Annotated in this window: 11 protein-coding genes; 7 read left to right on the top strand and 4 right to left on the bottom strand. The window is 45.6% G+C overall.

Going from position 1 to position 21,994, the window contains the following annotated elements; genetic code table 11:
• The coding region (locus ACO0KW_RS19285) for a beta strand repeat-containing protein (protein WP_423054986.1) at window positions 1–3,833 on the top strand (3,833 nt) is incomplete at its 5' end.
• Window positions 3,834–4,022: 189 nt separating this feature from the next.
• On the opposite strand, the gene ACO0KW_RS19280 is transcribed toward ACO0KW_RS19285, so the two are convergent.
• The 4 genes from ACO0KW_RS19280 to hemL form a co-directional block, all read right to left on the bottom strand.
• Window positions 4,023–5,939, bottom strand: a complete 1,917-nt coding sequence (locus ACO0KW_RS19280; protein ID WP_423054985.1) for a bifunctional diguanylate cyclase/phosphodiesterase — start codon at window positions 5,937–5,939, stop codon at window positions 4,023–4,025.
• A gap of 210 nt (window positions 5,940–6,149) precedes the next feature.
• The gene (locus tag ACO0KW_RS19275; RefSeq protein ID WP_423054984.1) at window positions 6,150–6,776 is read right to left on the bottom strand and encodes a transglutaminase-like cysteine peptidase; all 627 of its coding nucleotides are present in this window, start codon (window positions 6,774–6,776) and stop codon (window positions 6,150–6,152) included.
• A 342-nt stretch (window positions 6,777–7,118) separates the two neighbouring features.
• On the bottom strand, window positions 7,119–8,978 hold the full coding sequence (locus ACO0KW_RS19270; protein ID WP_423054983.1) for a TolC family outer membrane protein: 1,860 nt from the start codon (window positions 8,976–8,978) through the stop codon (window positions 7,119–7,121).
• Between the two features lie 139 nt (window positions 8,979–9,117).
• Window positions 9,118–10,413 carry a glutamate-1-semialdehyde 2,1-aminomutase gene (gene hemL, locus ACO0KW_RS19265; RefSeq protein ID WP_423054982.1) on the bottom strand — a complete coding sequence of 432 codons (1,296 nt, stop codon included), beginning with the start codon at window positions 10,411–10,413 and terminating at the stop codon, window positions 9,118–9,120.
• Between the two features lie 291 nt (window positions 10,414–10,704).
• Between hemL and ACO0KW_RS19260 the strand changes: the two genes are divergently transcribed.
• From ACO0KW_RS19260 to ACO0KW_RS19235, 6 genes are all read left to right on the top strand, one after another.
• Window positions 10,705–10,875 carry a rubredoxin gene (locus tag ACO0KW_RS19260; protein WP_423054981.1) on the top strand — a complete coding sequence of 57 codons (171 nt, stop codon included), beginning with the start codon at window positions 10,705–10,707 and terminating at the stop codon, window positions 10,873–10,875.
• Between the two features lie 211 nt (window positions 10,876–11,086).
• A complete protein-coding gene (locus ACO0KW_RS19255; protein ID WP_423054980.1) occupies window positions 11,087–11,488 on the top strand; it encodes a response regulator in 402 nt (133 codons plus the stop codon).
• A 26-nt stretch (window positions 11,489–11,514) separates the two neighbouring features.
• Window positions 11,515–11,880 carry a response regulator gene (locus ACO0KW_RS19250; protein ID WP_186943644.1) on the top strand — a complete coding sequence of 122 codons (366 nt, stop codon included), beginning with the start codon at window positions 11,515–11,517 and terminating at the stop codon, window positions 11,878–11,880.
• A gap of 12 nt (window positions 11,881–11,892) precedes the next feature.
• Window positions 11,893–12,495, top strand: a complete 603-nt coding sequence (locus tag ACO0KW_RS19245; RefSeq protein ID WP_423054979.1) for a chemotaxis protein CheW — start codon at window positions 11,893–11,895, stop codon at window positions 12,493–12,495.
• 276 nt (window positions 12,496–12,771) lie between these two features.
• Window positions 12,772–14,955: a methyl-accepting chemotaxis protein gene (locus ACO0KW_RS19240; RefSeq protein WP_423054999.1), complete on the top strand. Its 2,184-nt coding sequence runs from the start codon at window positions 12,772–12,774 to the stop codon at window positions 14,953–14,955.
• A gap of 92 nt (window positions 14,956–15,047) precedes the next feature.
• On the top strand, window positions 15,048–21,872 hold the full coding sequence (locus ACO0KW_RS19235) for an Hpt domain-containing protein (protein WP_423054978.1): 6,825 nt from the start codon (window positions 15,048–15,050) through the stop codon (window positions 21,870–21,872).
• Window positions 21,873–21,994: the final 122 nt, after the last annotated feature.

Below are 21,994 nucleotides of genomic sequence, written 5' to 3'. Positions count from 1 at the left end.
ATCTGGGCGTAGGTACGATCAAAGATGATGGCACCGGCACTGGTGGTAGCGACAACGATACGCCAACTTTGAGCGTCAGCAATGTCACGGTCGCGGAGAGCGGTGGCTTTGCGCAATTCACGGTGAGCTTAAGTAATGCGAGCACCACAGCAACGAGTGTTAGCCTCGCCTTAGGCGGTGGTAACGCCACAGGCAGTGGTACGGATTACGGTAGTGCGACAGCGACGAATCTGCAAGTATCAACGGATGGTGGAACGACGTGGAACAATGCGGCTACGGCGACGATTGCCGCAGGCGCGACGAGTGTCTTGGTACGTACACCAGTGACGGAAGATTTGTTGGATGAACTCGACGAAACCTTCGTCTTAACGGCAACACGCACGGCGGGTACAACCACGAATGCGTCGGCAACGGGTACGGGCACGATCACGGATAACGATGCAACACCAAGTTTGACGATCAACGACGTGATCGTCAACGAAGCGGCTGGCACAGCGACCTTCACGGTCACCTTGTCGGCAGCGTCTGGCCAAACGGTTTCTGTTGGTTACAACACCAGCAACGGTACAGCAACCGCGGGTAGCGATTACACAGCTACGAGTGGTACCTTGACGTTCAATCCTGGTGTGACGACACAAACGATCACGGTCAATATCGCCAACGATAGCGTGTTTGAATTGTCGGAGAACTTCAACGTCAATTTGGTCACGCCAACGAATGCCACGATTTTAGACAATCTGGGCGTAGGTACGATCACTGACAATGACACAGCACCAACTCTAAGCGTGAGCAGCGCGACGGTGGCTGAAGACGTTGGTTTTGCTCAGTTTACGATTAGCTTAAATGCTGCGAGTGGTGTTGATACGACCTTGAGTTTAGTGTTGAATGCGGGTACTGCTTCAGGAGCCGGAGTCGACTTTGGTAGCGCAGGCGCAACTAATATTCAAGTTTCGACGGATAATGGTGTTACTTGGAATAACGCGACTACGGCGACAATCGTTGCAGGATCGACCAGCGTATTGGTGCGTACTCCAATTACAGATGACTTGTTAGATGAAATTAGTGAAAACTTCAGTTTGGTGGCGACACCGACCGTCGGCGGAATAACTTCGAACGCATCTGCAACCGGTACCATCACGATTACAGATAATGATCCGACACCAAGCTTGTCGATCAACGACGTGATCGTCAACGAAGCGGCTGGCACAGCGACCTTCACGGTCACTTTGTCGGCAGCATCGGGCCAAACGGTTTCTGTTGGTTACAACACCAGCAACGGTACAGCAACAGCGGGTAGCGATTACACAGCTACGAGTGGTACCTTGACGTTCAATCCTGGTGTGACGACACAAACGATCACGGTCAATATCGCCAACGATAGCGTGTTTGAATTGTCGGAGAACTTCAATGTGAATTTGGTCACGCCAACGAACGCCACGATTTTAGACAATCTGGGCGTAGGTACGATCAAAGATGATGGCACCGGCACTGGTGGTAGCGACAACGATACGCCAACTTTGAGCGTTAGCAATGTCACTGTCGCGGAGAGCGGTGGCTTTGCGCAATTCACGGTGAGCTTAAGTAATGCGAGCACCACAGCAACGAGTGTCAGCCTCGCCTTAGGCGGTGGTAACGCCACGGGCAGTGGTACGGATTACGGTAGTGCGACAGCGACGAATCTGCAAGTATCAACGGATGGTGGAACGACGTGGAACAATGCGGCTACGGCGACCATTGCCGCAGGCGCGACGAGTGTCTTGGTACGTACACCAGTGACGGAAGATTTGTTGGATGAGCTCGACGAAACCTTCGTCTTAACGGCAACACGCACGGCGGGTACAACCACGAATGCGTCGGCAACGGGTACGGGCACGATCACAGATAACGATGCGTCACCAGTTGCAACATCTAAAGCAATCACTATTTCGGAAGATGCGGCAGCTGTTATTACTGGCGGTGGCACAGTGTCAGCTGCAACATATCGTTTCGGCTGGGCGGATTTTGGCATCACAGATGCCGATGCTGGCAATACATTGAGCGTTAAAATTGTCACTGGCCCCGCTTCAGGTGCTTTACAGTTCTTTAACGGTACTTCTTGGGTGAGTGCTGTTGGATTGACGATTACGCAGGCGCAGGTCATCGCCAATAATTTGCGTTTCGTTCCAGCTGCAAATGAATCTGGCGACGCTAGTTTTGCGACCGCCGGTGTTGGTAACATGAAAAATGACTACGCTAATTTCACGTTCCAAGGCATAGATAACGGCGGAAACATCAGTAATACAGCGACGTTGACTATCGATGTTAAACCTGTCGTTGACGCACCAACACTTAGCGTGACGAATGCTGCAAGCAGTGTGAAATTCAGCACCTCGTGGGAAGCAGCAGATACTGGTCTGACACAAGCGACACTCAACCCAGATACCACTTCAACTGGCATTAACCAAACGGTACTAAGTGGCTGGACACGAATAGATACCCCCGATGCGACAACGGGCGGTACAAATCGTTTTGAAATTTGGTCAACCGGAGACATTATTACCGCGCAAGATAGCTCAACGCCAACAATGTCGGCGATGGCGGGGAATGGTACTAACTGGTTAGAGCTTAATAATGCAACTGGCAATGTTCAGACACTGGGGATTCAAAGAGCAGTGACAACAGTTTCTGGTAGTGTCTACGACTTGTCGTTTGATTATGCAGCACGTAACGGTTACAACAATAACTTTACGGTAATGACTGTATTAGTGGATGGGGTCAAGATAGCTAGCTACTCTAACTTAAGTCCACAGAACTCTTTGAATTGGCAAAACTTGCATTTTAGTTTTGTTGGAAACGGAACATCGCAAACGATTACGATCATTACCGACGCGACACAGTTTGATGCAAATGGCCGCGGTGCGATGATCGACGATATCGTGTTAACTGAGAAACAGGGCGTGTTAGCTGGCAATGCTGGATCTGGTCAATTTACACAGATTGCTTTGCCATCTTATGTCTCAGGGGCATTGACAGATACTGACGGTTCGGAATCTTTAAGTTATAACTTCTCGAGTTTGCCTGCAGGTGCGACCATCGTTACGACGGCCCATCCTTCAGGTATTGCTGCAGTCGGTGGTGTCGTTACTGTCCCAGCAATTGAGTTCTCGTCTGCTAAATTGCAATTGCTGGCATCGACCATTGGCGATATCACCGTCGCGGTCACGGCCACATCCACTGAGACTGGTGGTACGACATCGACGACGGCTTCACAGAATGTTAGCTTCTCAATATTGAGTGGAATGGGTGCAGATGGCTACAATCAATTTATTGGTGATACTAATGCCAATACGATCACCGGTACTACCGGAAATGATCGAATGACTGGTGGTGCAGGCAATGACACCATGAGTGGTGGAGATGGCAACGATATTCTGATTGGTGGTACAGGTAGTGACAGCCTGACGGGTGGCTTGGGCGCAGATACCTTCAAATGGTCTTTGAGCGACAATGGTACTACCGCCGCTCCAGCGGTTGATACGATCACAGACTTTGGAACTGCAACTTACGCATCGGGTGGAGATCGTTTGGATTTACGTGATCTACTGGTCGGAGAATCCAGCGCAACTCTGGATAAGTTTATTCACTTTAACTGGGATGGCACTAACACCACGTTGTATATTAGTACTAGCGGTGCTTTCACGGCTGGCAATTCAATGGCAACCAATCCGACTAATGTCACGAGTAATGATGTGCAACAAATTGTCTTTAGTGGCGTCAATCTTACGACTGGCTTTACGACTGATCTGCAATTGATCAATGATTTGATTTCGAAAGGAAAGATCATCACTGATTAAGATGAATGTAGTTGATCATTGAAAAAAGGGGCAAATTCTCATTTGCTCCTTTTTCTTGTCGTACGTCGCGAGTCGCTTTAAGAATTTTGTTGTGATCAACTTTAGGGGGTGATGATCTCCAAGTTAACCAGTATGGTGGATGTCTTGTCGACAAAGCACGTTGATTTGATGTGTTGATGATTAATGCGATTAGTCAAGTGGAAACAGGCGTCCAACTTCTGGCCCTGTCGCACCATCTAATCCTAATTCACTTAAGGTACTTAATTCTGCTTGGCTAGTGACACTTTCAGCAAAGCTTAACAGTGCCAAACGGCGAACAATGTGGCAGACGCCTTTGACAAACGCCTGATTGCCCTCGTTACTTTCAATATTGCGAATGAAGCCACCATCAATTTTGACGTAATTCAATTTGAGGTCATGTAGCAAATTGATCTTATCGAACTGGCGTCCAAAATGTTCCAGACCCAGCTTGCATCCAGTCGGCGCAATATCACGATGAAATGTGCGGAAAGCGTCAATATTGGCAAACACGCCGTTTTCAGGAACCTCTAACCATAATTGTTTTGCAGCAGCTGGTTTGCTTTGTAAAATTGCCTTTAGTTGCGTCCGGAAGTCAGCACTTTGAATCGACTGTGCAGATAAATTGACCGCTATTTCTTTGTCAGCATCGGTCTTGTTTAGTTCTTCCAAGGCTAATTTAATCGCGATTAAATCTAATTTTTCAGTTAAGCCCAATCGTTCTGCGATCGGCAAAAAACGTGCTGCTGGAAACCACTCTCCACCAAACATAAGGCGCAGCGCAGATTCTTTGTGAATTAGTTCGCCATTCGATTTAGTGACAGGGAAATAGGCGAGCTTCACCCAATTTTGCTCTATCGCCCGAAGAATTAATTTCGTCCACTCTTCCGAACTGCGGGGAGCATGTTCAATATTTAATGGTGCTGATTCCCGTACGGCGCTACTACCAGTTGCTTCTGCGCTAGCAACGGCTGCATCAACTTGCGCCAATAAACTGCCTGGTGTGATACCGAACTCATAGTTCCCATAACCAATAAATATCGTAAAATTGTCCGTAATGTCAGCGAAAATTTTCTGTACCTCAATGAGTAATTTTTGTGACACTGTGAGTGCATCTTCACGTCTGAATAACAACGCGAAATCAGTACCGTTCAAGCGTGCGGCAAAGCCATCATGTAAATGTTTTTGATGGATATTGAGTAATTGGCCAACTTTCTTGAGTAAGTCATCGGTCTTATTTCTGCCCAATGCTTTGTTAATGTTGGCAAGACCCGCTAAACGAATCAAGATTAAGCTACCAGCTGGTGCATTTTCTTCTTCAACGCAAGCCTGGAGTTGACTGATAAAGTGGTTTCGGTTTGACAAACCTGTGGTTGCATCTGAATTCGCTTGGGCACGCAGAGTTTCCAAACGCTCTGCTTCTTCTGCGAACATCGATTGCAATAGCACTACAGTTGAATTCATTGCGGTAGACAATTGCTTAAGTTCAGGCACTCTAGATTCAGGCGTAATAATGAAGCGCCGTTCTGTCATCCCTTTAGCCTGATCGATGACGGCTTTTAATGGTTGCTTAATACGACGTAAAATCAGTGCGCCGAGATAGCACGCGATCAACCCTGAAATCGCTAAAGCGGCAAACATTTCCTGCACCGATTTCCAGAGTGTCTGATACGCATCACCATTTTGGCTGACTAAGGAGATAGTGCCGAGCTGTTTCCAACCATTACTTATTTGTGCCTGCCCAGGGATAGACTGGATCGGAAGCCACTGCTTAAACCAAGCAGGTACATTTGATTGTTCGCTGGGAGCGGTGCGTTCGACGAGTGTTTTCCCCGCGGGGTCAAGCACTTTGATCGAGGCATAATGACCATTGTCGAATAATGATGCAATGATCAATTCAAGCTCTACTGGTTCGATATTTTTTTGACTCAATGAAAGTGCGAGAACTGTCGCATTGTCCGAGTTTTTCATCCGTAATTGCTCGTTCAAATAAGCGCGAGAACTCATGGTAGACGCGAACAAACTACCAACCAAAGCGATTAAGGTACTAAGGATGATAGCGAACCATAATTGGCGGTACATCGACATGGTGTTTCCTTTGTAAATTGTGCGTACTTTCATAAAGCTTGGACGCGACCACCCAAACAAATTAAATTCTTACTTTTGGACTTCTATAAATTTGGTCCATTAATGCCGTACTAACTTATCTTGCATATAGTTAAACAGCCAAGGACAATGAAACTTGTCAACGACTCCACTACTACAATCTTCCTTGCTTATTGTTCACTCTAGTGCAAATTACTCAAAGCCTTCTTTGCGAGCACGTTCTAATAAATCTTGCCATCGCGATAACCGGCTTGTGCCGCCTGGGCCTAACGTCGCGTTGCTCGCGGCACCAGCAAAAATTCCCTGTCCATTAAAACTGAAAATTGGTGCTAGGTCGTTGCGACGGGAAGCTGGTCGAATATCAGAAATTAAATTGTCGAGAATTAATGGCTCTGCATCGGCGGTCGGATAAAAGGCCAATACCATATGAGCTTGTGTAATATTACTATTGACTCCGCCTATCCGAGCTTTGACATAAACAAGTCGAAGTTGTGCATCTGGAATATTTAAGTTACGCAAACTGAAATATTTCGCAATGACAAAATCTTCGCAATCCCCCTTTTTTTTCGCCAGACTTTCAAGTGGCGTTGCCCAGTAGTCGGATTGCCCCCAAGCCTCGATGTCATCGGTATAAATAATTTTTCGATTAAAGAAAAGATTGACCTTCTGTAGTTTGACTTCGATCGGCATTTCACTATTGTTCATAATCAGAGCTGACCACTCATTGAAAATTTGTTCTTCGCCACCTAACGCACGCATACTTAAACGCAAGCGATCCCAATTGATTCCAAATGAATTTAGCGATATTGCAGCTGTCACGATAAACAGACTTATCGCTAGTATTTTGATTCGATAGCAACGCAAGGCGAAAAAAGCAGATTGCAATATGAACCCACCCAAAAAAATTCAGAAATGTGTAAAGCAGCGAGAAGCTCTAGCACCGCATGATTGTTTATCCTCACGTGGTTAGTTTACACGTGCAAGACATCAGACTATAAGGCCGATCCCAATCTAAATAACCATTCTACAAGAAAAAATACTTCTCTTGAGAAACATTGCGAATGTCTAAGTGATTTCTAAAGCACTCCGTAAAAAAACCCGCAGAGCTCATTGCCTTGCGGGTTTTTCATTACATCTCATCATGCATAGGGTAGGTGGCTTCTACCATTGCTTGGCATTAGGGCCTGAAACTGATTCATTCACAATTTGCCATTTCCCATTAATTTCCTCCCAGTACAGTGCCTTTTGTAAATTATCTTGGTAGCTGGTAGAACGATAATCCTGCTGAAAACTCGTTGTTGCATGTTTGCTGTCTTGCATAGTGAATTTAATATCAGATAAATCCAAACTGATTTTTTGTGCACTCATTAAGCGAGCACGGCGGGCAGCTTTCCACGATTCTCTCGATGTATATTTTTTTGCATAAAAATTGAAATAGGCTTCTGGGTTCATGTTCACCCATGCATCGCGCCAGCTTTTCAGTGAATTTAATACCGCAGTGCGAGAATTTGCAATGTGATCTTTATCCGGCTCTGGCATCTTTACTGCGGGCGCAGCTGCTGCTTGTACCGGCACGGCAACAGGTTTGAATTCTGAAACTGTAATGCCTTCAATGGCGCGTTGATCGAGTTGCGCCTTATTAATGACGTAAATATCCGGTGCTTCTATTGGGCAATTTGCCGCCGCAGCGTTCGGGCTGATTTCAGTATTCTTAAGCAAACCAGTAGCGTCGTCGCGACGTGCTAATCCCAAAGCTGCATAAAGTTTGCCCATTCCCGCCTGCGTTCTTGCGTAGGCTAAGAATAAGTCAATTTCAGCGTTTGAAAAAGTGCGCTTGGCTTGATACAACTCATTTTCAGTGTCTAATAAATCGAGCAAAGAGCGCTGGCCAATATCAAATTGCTGGCGATAAGCGTCTCGCGCTTTTTCAATTGACAATTGATGTTGATCGAGGAAATTCAATTGATCAGTTAATTTGCGAGTGTCGTTGAACGCAATCGCTAAGGTTTGGCGTATGTCCCGACAAGTCTTATCGCGCAAATCACGCGCCAGATTTAATTGATCTGCTGCTTCCTGCACCCGTGCCTTATCGCTACCACCGTTGAACAGGTTCCAAGTCATTACAAATTCGGCTGAATTATTATTGGTGCGACCCGAAACGAAATCGATGTTATTGCCACGCTCAGCCCGTGCTTTAAAATCAAGACGAGGTTGATAGACAGAGCGACGTGAATTCAATCCACTATTCACTGAGTCAATGTTATCGATACTTGCTAATAAGGCTGGATGATTAGTAAACGCGACATTCAAGGCTTCTACAATAGAACTGGGCATGCCAGTGGATAAACCACTTAAACTTTCCAAATCTTTTGCTGGCATAACACCCACCAGTCGCTGGAATCTTGCACTAACGTCATGTAGGTTAGACGTTTCAGTCACCAGATTCGCCTCTGCTAATGCTAAACGTCCCGAAATTTGCTCCAAATCGACGCGACGACTTACACCCGCTTTTGATTTCGCCTGTATTTGTTCGAATACCGCACGGTGACGAACATAATTATCTTCAGCGAGGCTTACCAACTTACGGAATCTGGCAACGTCTGAGTAGGCACGGACAACCTCTAACACGATGTTTTCCGAAGTATCTTGTAATTCAAAGAAACGAACACGCTTCAGATGATCGAGTTGTTTAACTTGATTACTCGTCAAAAAACCATCGTAGATCATTTGATTCAAACTAATTGCTGTTGCACTACGATTTAACTCAGATTTCCCTAGACGGTTATCGCGGTTGTCGCGCCCTGTATCTGCGGTCAATGTAACGTTGGGTAAATAAGCACCTAACGCAGCATCCCGGCCGGAGCTTGTCGATTGAAAACTATGCCACTTTGCCTGTACTTCGGGATTGGTCAAAATAGCCTTTTGCGCAGATTCCTTTAAAGTTTGCGTTTGCGCATACGAAGATAGCGCAGTAATGGTTAAGCTAATCGCAAGACTAATTTTCTTTAGATTTAATGACATGTTTTTCTCAAAAAGGTCAAGATTAAGTTATGGCGAAAGATAGCAGAAGATTATTGGCAGTGACAAGAATTCCACAATTGATTGGTGTCTATTTTTCATTAATTAACAGATTAAATGCAGTGTGGAAATAGTACGGTTTCTACGAATTTTCTTTACATGTAAATTGACGTAAAGATTCATATGCCGCATCAATTGTAGTTTTAATTACATTATCTGAATGGCATGCCGACACAAATCCTGCTTCGTAAGCCGATGGAGCAAGATATATGCCACGATCGAGCATTGCATGAAAGAATCGTTTAAATAAATCGCCATCCGCTTGCATGACTTGTTGGAAACTGGTTGGTACTTCTTTACAAAAGTAGATGCCAAACATGCCGCCGATGGCATCTGCACAAAAATTGATATTTAGTTCCTTACCGATGCGGTTGAATCCGTCAACTAACTTTTGAGTTTGTCGGCTGAGGTGCATATAAAACTCAGGTGCTTGAATGAGCTTCAACGTCGTTAATCCAGCTGCAACCGCAACCGGATTTCCGGATAAAGTGCCGGCCTGATAGACGCCACCTAAGGGAGCCAAATGTGCCATGATCTCAGCTTTGCCCCCAAAAGCAGCGACTGGTAATCCGCCGCCAATGACTTTGCCTAACGCGGTTAAGTCTGGTGTAATCCCATACAAGGATTGCGCTCCACCAAGCGCAACTCGGAAGCCGCACATCACTTCATCAAAAATCAATATGCTGCCATGCGCGGTACAAAGACGGCGCATAGTCTGCAAAAATGCTTCAGTTGCTTTAATTAAGTTCATATTCCCTGCAACCGGTTCGACGATAACACAGGCGATTTCACTACCAAATTGTTGAAAAGCTTCTTCTAGTTGCGCACAGTCGTTGTAGTCAAGAACCAATGTGTGTTTGGTGAAGTCCGCAGGAACTCCAGAAGAAGTTGGATTCCCAAATGTTAATAGGCCGCTACCTGCTTTGACCAGCAACGAATCAGCATGCCCATGATAGCAACCTTCGAATTTAATGATTTTGTCGCGTTTCGTTGCACCTCGTGCGAGACGCAAAGCGCTCATTGTTGCTTCCGTGCCGCTGGACACCAAGCGTACTTGTTCAATTGAAGGCACCAGCTTGCAGATTTCTTCTGCCATTAGAATTTCCGCCTCGGTGGGGGCGCCAAAACTCAAACCTTGCGTGACCGCCTGTTGAACAGCCGCAACCACATCCGGATGCGCATGTCCCAAGATTGCCGGTCCCCACGAACCAATGTAATCGATATATTTTTGGTCGTCTGCATCCCAAATGTAAGCGCCTTCAGCCTTCTTGATAAAGCGTGGCGTACCACCAACGGAGCGAAATGCACGAACTGGCGAGTTTACACCGCCGGGTGTAGTAATTTGTGCTCTTTGAAACAGAGTCTCATTGAAAGACATAGCAATATTCTCACTGCAAAATAGTTATAAGAAAACGATACTTCACAACCAGTAATGATGAGGTTGTGATGATGTGATGGACATTACAATTTTTAAAATGCAAAAATGAAGTGGCATTAGCAATAAGAGATCTAACTTTTTACTGGAATAAAAATGAAAGTTTGTTTATTCTTCGATCTTTTTAGATCATGCAATTGCGCTTGATTTAGATATATCTGAAATAGAATAGACAAAAAAGCTGATCTTAACCTAACACCTGTTTAAAGTCGTTATCTAAAAGGAATGGAATTCGTGGAATATAAAACAATGATGTGTTTAATTTGTGGTTGGATTTATGATGAAGCGGCTGGTATGCCAGAGGATGGAATCGCGCCTGGAACTAAATGGGAAGATGTTCCTTTAAATTGGACTTGTCCTGAATGTGGTGCAAGGAAAGATGATTTTGATATGGTGTCGATGTAAGTTGGCGAGGAATTTAGAAATGCTGATAGTGCATTTTATAGATTAAATAGACATGAAATTAGGTGCTCGCTTCTATTTTTAAACTCGATTTACGTACAGGTAAACCTGAATTGTTGTTTCATCGTGTAGAAACAACTAAAAATTGGTGCAAGCTTGATAAACTTTGATAAAGTGCGGAGTAGTAAAAACTCTTCCATTTCGAGATAGCCTCATGTCAACATCGATTAGCAACGAAAATTTAAGAATTATGGTGATTGACGATAGCAGTACTATTCGTCGGTCGGCCGAAATCTTCTTGGGGCAAGTTGGTTATAAAGTGATTTTGGCAGAAGATGGATTTGATGCGCTGGCCAAAATAAACGATACCCATCCGCATTTAATCTTTTGTGACATCCTGATGCCGCGACTAGATGGTTATCAAACTTGCGCGTTGATTAAAAAAAGTGCCAAATTCCGAGATACCCCTGTAATTATGCTTTCTTCAAAAGATGGATTGTTCGACAGGGCACGTGGAGCGATGGTTGGGTCAGAAGAATATCTTACTAAACCCTTTACAAAAGATAGCTTGCTTAAGACTGTACGGAAGTACACTTCTGAGGCTGTTTCTAATTAAATTCAAAAACTTTTTCGAGGTTGAAAATGGCAATACAGAAGATTTTGATCGTTGATGATTCACCGACGGAACGTTATTTCTTGACAGATATTTTGGTGAAAAATGGCTTTTCTGTTTCTACCGCAGAAAATGGTGAAGATGCATTGACAAAAATTAAAGCCGACAAGCCGCAGTTAATTTTGATGGATGTCGTGATGCCAGGCCAAAACGGTTTTCAAATTACGCGTGCGATTTCTAGAGATCCAGAAACTCAAGACGTTCCGGTAATCATTTGTACTAGTAAAAATCAAGAAACCGATCGAATTTGGGGTTTACGTCAAGGCGCAAGAGATTATCTTGTGAAGCCAATTGATCCTCAAGAGTTACTGGCAAAAATAGCAGCGCTCGGTTAAGCGAGTGAGTTTATGGCAGATAATTCGAGCGACAAATTGGTGGTAACAGAACCCGAAATAGCAGTTTCTGCGGCGATCGGACGACGGGCTCGTTTGCGAGATTTTCAATCTCAGCTGATGGAGCGTATGCAAGCTGCGAAAGCTGGCGCGCATGTCAGAGCAAATCAGCTGGGAGTCCAGATCGGAAAATTTCGCTACCTGATTGATTTACGTGAGGCGGGTGAGATTGTGTCGTCTGGTAATCTCACGAAAGTTCCTTTGACAAAACCTTGGTACCTCGGTCTTTCGAATGTCCGCGGTAGTTTGACCAGCGTCATAGATTACTCACTTTTCGAGGGAAATGAGGCAACATTCCTGGATTCTTCATGTCGTGTTTTGGCGTTTTCGAATTCATTGTCATTTAACAGTGGATTGTTAGTGTCGAAAGTGCTTGGTTTGCGTAATGCGGACGAAATGGATCTGATTGATGAGCTCGCAATCGATGAAAGTGCGATCAATCAGCAGAAAAAACCGTGGGTGCTAAATCGGTTTTTAGACGCGGAAGGGCAAGTCTGGTCACAATTAAGCCTTTCACTATTAGTCCAGGATCAAGAATTCTTGCACATTGGACTGTAAATAAAAATAAGTGTTTGACGGATAAGTAAAATAGAAAAAGCCTAGCTTTTCAATCGTTTAGGAGATTTTGTAATGGCATTGAATAACCCACCACATTCGACTGAAGATCAAGAAGTCCAAGATCTAGACTTTGCGAATCAAGCTTCAGAGGCACCGATTGAGTCGATTGAGAATGAGATTCTGCCTTTAGAAACGATAGAAGAAGCACAGAACGTTCGTATGTTGCAAGAGAATGACGTACAAACAGCAGAGCCTGAGGTTCAGCCTCAGCACACGATGGCTGAGCCAGAAAAAGAGCTTAATTTTGACAGCACCATCAATCGAGTAGATGCAACTATCATTGGTGATGCCCTGGAAAAAGGTCGCGATATTCGCTTGCCTTTGATTGGGCATTTGCCACTACAAAAACAGATCCGTTATTTGTTGATTGCGATGGCCGTTTCTTTAGGCTTAAGTGCACTATTCGTTTATTTAAACGCGAGTCAGTCATCTTTGATTTCTACGCAGGCACAGATTTCCGGTGAGATTCTGATGCACTCGCAGCGTATTGGTAAAGCTGCACCGAATGCGATTTACGGCAAACCAGCGGCGTTTTCTCAATTGGAAGAAAGCCAAAAAACGATCAATGCGAATATCGACATTCTCTTGAATGGCGGCGATTACAAAGGCCGTTCTATCTCCAAGGCAAGTTCAGGCGCCGAGCCGATTTTGAAAACGACCAAAGCGGCCTGGGCGAACTCGAACAAAGCAGCGACCACCATCATGAAAACCAAGAAAGAATTGGCTGGTTTCCGTGAAGATTTGGAAAGCATGAACTTACTATCGCCAACTCTTGAGAGTTTGACGAGCGATATCTCAACGAAAGAAGTGCAGGGCGGCGCGTCTCCGCAAGCGATTTTCGCATCTGGCCAACTTGTTATGTTGACGCAACGTCTGGCACGTAGTGCGAGTGAATTCATGACACCAGAAGGTATCAACCCAGAAAAAGCTTTCTTATTGGGTAAAGATGCGGATACTTTCTATGAACTGGTCGAAGGTTTCTTGAACGGTAGTGAAATCAATAAATTGGCGGCCGTGAAAGATGGTGCTATCCGTGCACTGTTGACTGATTTGCGTAAGACGTTCGCAGACTACAAAAAAAACGTGGATAGTATTCTCGCAAAAAACAATGAATTCATTGAAGCGAAAAAATCCGAGCAATTGATTTTTAATGAAAACGAAGACATCAAACAAAAAATTGCTACGTTGGAAAAGACTTACACCGCACAACAAGATTCGACAAATCTGTCGTTCTGGTTCCTGATGTTGTCAGCAGCGTTAGCGTTGGTTTCCGCCGCAGGTATCGCGGTGGTCTTGTTGCAAGACAGTCGCAGCCGTACCAAAGAAGCAAATCAACGACGCCTTGAGGCCGATGCGCAAATGCAATTGGCGCAGAAACAAGAAGAACAAGCGAACGCGGTTAACGAACAAAACCAGGCAGCGATTTTGCGCTTAATGAATGAGTTGCAAGAAGTGGCGGATGGTGACTTGACGGTACAAGCAACGGTCTCCGAGGACATCACCGGTGCGATTGCCGATTCGGTTAATTACACGGTGGAAGAGTTGCGTGGACTGGTAGGCCGTGTTACAACGACCGCAGTACAAGTTACCAGCGCGTCTTCACAAGCGCAAACAATTTCCGATGAATTGTTGGAAGCGTCTCATCAACAAGCGCGTGAGATTGTCGACGCTGGTAAAGCGATTACCACGATGGCGAATGATATTACCGAAGTTTCTCGCTCTGCGAATGAATCTGCAGAAGTTGCGCGTCAATCAGTTGCGGCGGCGGAGCAAGGAGCCTTGGCTGTGGAAAACACGATCAAAGGCATGAACGAGATTCGTGAACAGATCCAGGAAACATCTAAACGTATTAAACGTCTCGGTGAGTCTTCACAAGAGATTGGTGAGATCACCGAATTGATTTCCGATATTACCGAACAGACCAACGTGTTGGCGTTGAACGCGGCGATTCAGGCAGCATCTGCGGGTGAAGCGGGTCGAGGTTTCTCCGTCGTTGCGGAAGAGGTTCAACGATTGGCGGAACGTTCAGCTGAAGCGACCAAGCAGATCGGTGCATTGGTTCGTACGATTCAAACGGATACTCATGACGCGGTTGCCGCGATGGAAAAATCGACACAGGGTGTGGTTGAAGGAGCAAAATTGTCAGATGCGGCGGGTACGGCGTTGTCTGAGATTCGTAGCGTTTCAAACCGCTTGGCGGAATTGATTCAAGGTATTTCACTTTCTACCGAACAGCAGGCAACTTCAGCAAACGGCGTTGCCCAAAATATTCAACACATTTTGACGATTACCGAGAAAACACAAAACGGTACACAACAAACCTCACTCTCCATTAAGGACTTGTCGAAATTAGCGGAAGAATTGAAGAACTCAGTGTCTCGATTCCGGGTTACAGCCTGATTTTCGACAGCAAGCGAGATTTTAATCTGCTTGTTTATGTATGCAACGCGGAAAATTTGTTTTTCCGCCCATAGAGTTTGCGGGGTTTAAGAATGACATCAGGTTCTTCTAAAACGTTGGATTCTGGGCAGGAGCAATTTGATATTGCTCCCTTGTCTTGGGTCATGACGGAATTGCGAGAGGCACTTTCGAGTGCCGGTAAATTGTTGAATGATGCGATTGGTCAAGAGACTGATACGCAATCCACATCGCTATTACAGGCGAAGACTTATTTGCATCAGGCACATGGTGCCTTACAAATTGTTGAGGTCGAAGGTGTTTCGATTGTGACCGAGACGGTCGAAGAGTTGATCGAACGAATTCAGGCCGGAAAACTAGCTATTTCGGCAGACGTTGTGCAGCGAATCACAGAAGCGTTTTATGCGGTTTTGCGCTATTTGGAAGATTTGCTGGCAGGGAATTCTCAACAACCGGTGCGTTTATTTCCGGAGTATCGAGCCCTGCTTGAGTTAAAAGGTGCTGAACGAATTCACCCCGCGGATTTATTTTTTCCTTCGCTATCGGTGCAGGAAAAAATACCAGAATTAGCGTTGTCGGCCCATCCGGCAAGCATTAACTACGGTGCTATTCGTTTACGCTTCGAAAAATTATTACTCACTGTTCTTACAAGTAAAAACCTCGATGCGAAACTGGATGCATCGAATCAGATGAGTGTTTTAATTCGGGAAATCGAGCAGGCACAAACAAGCTCGCAAACGAAAGCATTTTGGTTAGTGATGCGCGCATTTGCGGAGTCAACAGCGTCGATAGATGCACGAGATGAGCGGCATATAAAACAAATCTGGGGACGAATTAATTTACAAATTCGTCGTTTAGTTGAAGGCAATACAAGTGTTCCGGAACGCTTACTGCGCGATGCATTATTTTTCATTGCCCAAGTGCGTAATCCATCGGCTTTTGTGGCGCAAATCCGGCGCGCATATCAGTTAGACGATCATGTACCGGATGATTATGATCAAAAACGCTATGGCTTAATTTCACCAAATGTCTTGGTGAATGCGAAAGAATTGCTCACAAACATTAAGAACTTGTGGGGTCGCATTTCGAACGGCGATAACAGTTTGGCAGATAAGTTCACCCAGAAGATGAAGGATCTTGCAGAATTAGGCGTGAGCTTACAATCACCACCGTTGACCAAACTCTTGCGTGAATTAAACGGCATCGCCAGCCATGCGGTTCGTGCCAAAGACAAAGAACGAATGGGATTGGAATTAGCAACCTGCCTTCTATTTCTTGAAAATTCACTCGATCAGATTACACATTTGCCCGCGAATTTTTCAGCACGCGCTGATGAAATTTCTGCTCGACTGTTGTCGGTCGTGAGTGGTGAGGTTCCTGATGGACACGTCACCTGGATCGGTGAAATCTCTCGTGAAGCGCAGCAACGGCAGACAATGGGTGTGCTGGTCGGTGAGATGCAGGTGAGCCTGAAACAGGCAGAAAAAGCGCTAGATGAGCATTTCCGTGATATTTCGAATACTGCGACATTAGCGCCGGTTGATGGTATTTTAGCGCAGCTTGGTGGCGCTTTGGCAATGCTGGATCAAGACGATGCGCTCGCTGCAGTCAGTCACACACGTACGCTAGTCAATTCCTTTGCGCAAGGTGATGCAAGCTTGGCTCCCGCGCAGTTGAATGACTTGCATCAAAAAGTGGCACAAAATATCGGAGCGCTATCGTTTTTCATCGAGACTTTGCAAAGCCAGCCAGAGTTTGCTAAAAAGCGCTTTGTTTTTGATTCGGTCGCTGGAACTTTCCAAACAAAATTATTGGAAAAAGCGCCTGAGAAAGAATTGTTACCATCTACTCCGTTAGAAATAAATCCTTTGGCGCAACCAGCGCCAACCGCTGAGCAAGATTTGATAGAGCAGCAAAAAGAATCTGAACGTTTGTTAGCTTCTTTGGTTGATGCACCTGAAGATTCCGCTTTACAAGCTAAACTTAAAGACTCTTTGGATCATGAACGTTCATATGCAGCCTTACTTGACGATAGCGATGCCAGCGCCAGAGCGAAAACTGCAATTGATTTACTCGCACATGCAGATCTGACACAAGCAGCTGCATTAGATGAAATCGTTGCGGCGACATCTCACGTTGATGTAGAGCCTGAGATACAGTTAAGCCACGAATTACCCGAAACCGAAGAAGAAATTGATGCGGAGCTGTTAGAGATATTCTTGACCGAGGCCGATGAAGTACTTGGTGCAGTAAGGGAAAATATTCCTCTTTCTCGTCATGATTCGACTAACCAAGAGTACCTGATTCGATTGCGCCGATCATTCCATACGCTCAAAGGTAGTGGACGAATGGTAGGCCTGATGGTGTTTGGTGAAGGTGCGTGGAACATTGAGCAAGTCATGAACTTGTGGTTATCCGAGTCCCGTGCGGGTACTGAGCCACTTTATCAATTGTTGGAATACGCAGCCGAAGAGATGTTTGCTTGGGTAGAGGAGCTTAAGACGAAAGGGAGCTCCAGTCGTAATTCGAATGCGATTATTGCGGCTGCCACTCGTGTACGAGACGGTGAAAAATTTAGTATTGAACCGGTAGGGCTGGAGCAATCGGTGCCATTAGAGCCAGTGCTGTTGACTGAGTCACCTGAAACCGAACAAGCTATCGAAGTTGTGGCTCCGTCGTTAGAAACTGAACTGCCAGAATTAGCTATACCGGAAGATGTTGCACAATTGATCGATGTAACAAGTCTCACTTTAACATCTGATACAACTGCCAAAAATGATGTTGCTTTCAATGAAGCTGAATTGACGGTGGCATCAGCGATCGAGGAAGCTGAAGATCATGCAGAAATTAGCCTGACGATCCCCGATCTGCACGCACCAGAGTTAAACGACGTTTCTTTAGATTTTCCTGATATTCCTTCTCATGATGCCTTGCTAGCAATTAAGACAGACATTATTGAGAGTGCTGATGCTAGTCATGTTAGTCACGAGCTCGCCGATGATGCGTTGGACAATAATGTGTTCGCGATAACGCCAACGGCAACGGATTCAGACTCAATTGAATTGCTTGAAGATTCTGGATTGTCTGACAAGTTGATCACGCCAGACGACGTTATAGCAGTTCAACAAACAGCACAAATTATCGAATTCCCAGATTTTTCTATGCCGGTGTTGAAAGATTCCGACAACACGAAGCGTATTGGTGAAATAGAAATAAGTTTGCCGCTGCACACGATTTATATGGCGGAGACAGATGAAATCGTACGCTTTTTGGCACAGGATTTCTCCGAATGGCGTCATGAGCCAAGCCGCCCCGTTTCCCGTCATGCAGTACATGCAGCACATTCTTTAGCTGGTAGTTCCGCTACTGTCGGCTTGTTTGCAGCGCAAGAATTGGCACATAGCCTGGAAAACGTCCTGCAGCGCTTAGAACGCCATCCGGTCATTTTGGAAAATGCAGAATTTGACTTGTTGGACCATTCTGTTGAATGTGTTAAATCTATGCTGCAAAAATTCGCTTTGTCTGAAATGGCGGATCGAGTTCCAGAAGAAAATTTCAGTTTAAGTCAATTGCTGGAAGCCGTTATTGCACGTTCGAATATTGGGGATGATGGTGAATTTATCACGTCAACTAATGAACGTTTGGATCCAGTCTTACTTGCAACAGAGACAGGCGAAACAGTAGAGGCTGTAGAGGCAGTAGAGGCTGTAGAGGCAATCGAGGCAGTAGAAGCAATCGAGGCAGTAGAAGCAATCGAGGCAGTAGAAGCAATCGAGGCAGTAGAAGCAATCGAGGCAGTAGAAGCAATCGAGGCAGTAGAAGCAATCGAGGCAGTAGAAGCAATAGCAGCATTAGAGACAGTAGAGGAATCGGCGGTCTTGGAAGTGCCTGTTTTGCCAACTACCACCTCTGATATTAGCGAAACGATTTCAGATGTAGCTTATTCGGACACCCCAAATATTGCGGTGATCGAGACGCTTGCTGAGAACGACCTAACGCCGAATGTGGTGGAAATAAACTTGCCGCAGGAATTGTCGCAAACTTTGACAGCTGCAACCGAATCTTCGGATGTAGAAGCGTTGTCCAAAGTCGGAATTGACTTGCCAGCTGATATTCAGGAATTAGCCTCAGATACTGTGTCACTAGAAATCAATGCCGATCCAGTTGTTTCTGAGACCTTCGCAATTGAACCTGTTTCTACCGAACCCGTACCTTCAGCAATTTTTGAAAATGAAATTTCGCCTGATTTAACGATCGGAAATTTTGAAGCTGTGGATGCTGCGAAAGCATTGACAGCAAAAGAAGCGACTCCGGTTGCTCAGGAAATCGAACTTGATCGCGGCAGTTCGGAAATTCACTTGAAGGTGAACGACGAGATTGATCATGATTTACTCCCAGTGTTCTTGGAAGAAGGTAATGATTTGTTGCCGATGATCGGTCAATTATTGCGTTCATGGCAGCAGAGTCCTGAGGATGATGCGATTCCACAATCCATATTGCGTTTGATGCACACAGTAAAAGGTAGTGCTCGGATGGCTGGTGCGATGCAATTGGGCCAACATACGCATGATATGGAAACGCGTATTGAAAATCTGATGCATACCGGTAGTACGATTCGTCAACCTTTGTTGGAAGATTTATTGTCCCGTCATGACTATGCAATGCATTTGTTTGAGCGCTTGCAAAATCCTGATTTGGCGCTCCAAAATGCCCCGAATATGGAAATCGGTGAGTTGTCCGCAACCGAAGAAATGAATCAGTTCGAGGAAGCGCCGGAGAATGCTCCGATCCATGAAAATGACTCATTAGCGCCGGCATCGACTGAATCCTCGATGATGCAAGCACCAGATGATAATTCAGTGAGTTTGAGCAGCGATCTTGCGGCAGGTATAGATGCCCTCACAGTACCGAATCTTCATGTGGCCGAAGTCACTAACACTCCAGTTAAGCCTGCAATTGTGTCACGTGCCTTGAGGCAAGCGGCACCGCAGGTGGTGACCGCAACCAATACGGCACCAGTACCTTTAGTGCGCGTTCGCGCAGATATTCTTGATCGTTTGGTCAATCAGGCGGGTGAAGTATCTATTTCTCGTTCGAAGTTGGAAAATGAGGTTGATACTTTAAAAGCGTCATTGTCAGAGTTGACAGAAAACGTCAGTCGTTTGCGGGATCAATTACGCGAAGTTGAAATTCAGGCTGAAACACAGATCACTTCACGCATGGCATTTTCCGGCGACCGTGAATTTGATCCTCTTGAATTTGACCGTTTTACGCGTTTGCAAGAATTGACGCGGATGATGGCAGAAAGCGTCAGTGACGTTGCCACCGTGCAGACCACGTTGAATCGCACGATCGAAGGTGCAACCATCGATCTCAATGCGCAAGCGCGTTTAACGCGTGAGTTACAACAAGATTTGATGCGTGTGCGGATGATTCCGTTCTCTAGTGTTTCTGAACGCCTGTACCGGATTGCACGTCAGACTGCGAAAGAAATGGATAAACGGGTCAACTTAGATATTCGTGGTACATCGGTTGAGATCGATCGCAGTGTTTTGGAAAAAATGGTCGGTCCATTTGAACATATGCTGCGCAATGCGATTGTGCATGGAATCGAAGCGCGCCAGGAACGTGTCGTTCGAGGTAAGAGCGAAGTTGGTGAATTATTAATTGAAATTCGTCAAGAGGGTAACGAGGTTGTTATTCATTTCAACGACGACGGGCAGGGATTAAATATCAACCGTATTCGCGAAAAAGCGAAAAATGTTGGCTTGTTGACTGACGAAAGCTTTGTCAATGAATCCGATGTCGTCAATTTGATTTTTGAACCAGGTTTCTCAACCGCCAGTGAAGTCACCGAATTAGCTGGACGTGGCGTCGGTATGGACGTGGTGCGTTCAGAAGCAGCGTCACTAGGTGGGCGTGTTTCAGTCACTACGGTTGAAGGTAAAGGAGCGCATTTCACGATCCACTTGCCGTTGACTTTGGCGGTGACTCAGGTCGTGATTTTGAATGCAGGCGGCAAGACATTTGCGGTACCTTCGGTATTAGTTGAGCAGGTACAACAGTTGAAATCCGCGGCTTTGGCCACTGCCTACAATGATGGTGCAATTATGTGGCAAGGGAACCGCGTTCCTTTGCATTACTTGCCAAGTATGTTGGGCGAGCGCGATGCGACACCGGACACGCAACAATACACGCCTATTTTGATTATGAAGAGCGACAATGAGCGTGTTGCCATTCACGTCGATCAGATTATTGGTAACCGCGAGGTGGTAGTTAAAAACGTTGGACCGCAGCTTGCACGGATGATTGGTATCGCAGGTGCAACGGTTCTGGGTTCTGGCAACATTGTGTTGATTTTGAATCCTGTTCCATTGGCGCAGAAAATCGAACACGAGCGTGCCAAGTTGCCTGAAACGCATATTGATGGTGCTACACCAGAGTTGGGCGCAGTGGCTGAGATGGTGGAGAAGCAAACTGCAGCTGCGAACGTGGAGCCGGTGCAAGGTCTGCGTTCACATCATATTGTGATGGTCGTTGATGACTCTTTGACCGTGCGCCGTGTAACTCAACGTTTGCTGGTGCGTGAAGGCTACCAGGTTGTCTTGGCCAAAGATGGTATTGATGCACTCGAACAACTGCAGTCAATTACGCCGGATGTGATGTTGGTCGATATTGAAATGCCGCGTATGGATGGTTTCGATTTGACGCGTAACGTACGTAGCGACTCGAGAACCCATCATATTCCTATCATTATGATCACTTCCCGTACTGCGGATAAACATCGTAACTATGCGGCCGAACTCGGAGTGAACGAGTATTTCGGTAAGCCATATCGCGAAGATGATTTGTTGGCGGCGATTAGTGGTTTTGTGAATAAGCAAACCGAGGCTGTGTAATAGTTTTACTATTAGGAAAAATCTGTCGCAGTCGATAGAAACAGCACACCATAAAAAAACGCCTCGATATTCTCGAGGCGTTTTTTTATGGTGTGCTGTTTCAAGTCCTCTGCGTGACTGCA

Origin of the sequence: Undibacterium sp. Ji22W (genome assembly GCF_049340305.1) — a bacterium.
Classification (GTDB): domain Bacteria; phylum Pseudomonadota; class Gammaproteobacteria; order Burkholderiales; family Burkholderiaceae_D; genus Undibacterium.
Note: the sequence above shows the minus strand (reverse complement) of the source record. Positions and strands in the feature narration are given on the sequence as shown.

Coding starts and splice junctions, on each gene's coding strand:
- ACO0KW_RS19250 (WP_186943644.1), top strand. CDS start 11,515: ATGGCAATACAGAAGATTTTGATCGTTGATGATTCACCGACGGAACGT.
- ACO0KW_RS19235 (WP_423054978.1), top strand. CDS start 15,048: ATGACATCAGGTTCTTCTAAAACGTTGGATTCTGGGCAGGAGCAATTT.
- ACO0KW_RS19270 (WP_423054983.1), bottom strand. CDS start 8,978: ATGTCATTAAATCTAAAGAAAATTAGTCTTGCGATTAGCTTAACCATT.
- ACO0KW_RS19255 (WP_423054980.1), top strand. CDS start 11,087: ATGTCAACATCGATTAGCAACGAAAATTTAAGAATTATGGTGATTGAC.
- ACO0KW_RS19240 (WP_423054999.1), top strand. CDS start 12,772: ATGGCTGAGCCAGAAAAAGAGCTTAATTTTGACAGCACCATCAATCGA.
- hemL (WP_423054982.1), bottom strand. CDS start 10,413: ATGTCTTTCAATGAGACTCTGTTTCAAAGAGCACAAATTACTACACCC.
- ACO0KW_RS19280 (WP_423054985.1), bottom strand. CDS start 5,939: ATGTCGATGTACCGCCAATTATGGTTCGCTATCATCCTTAGTACCTTA.
- ACO0KW_RS19245 (WP_423054979.1), top strand. CDS start 11,893: ATGGCAGATAATTCGAGCGACAAATTGGTGGTAACAGAACCCGAAATA.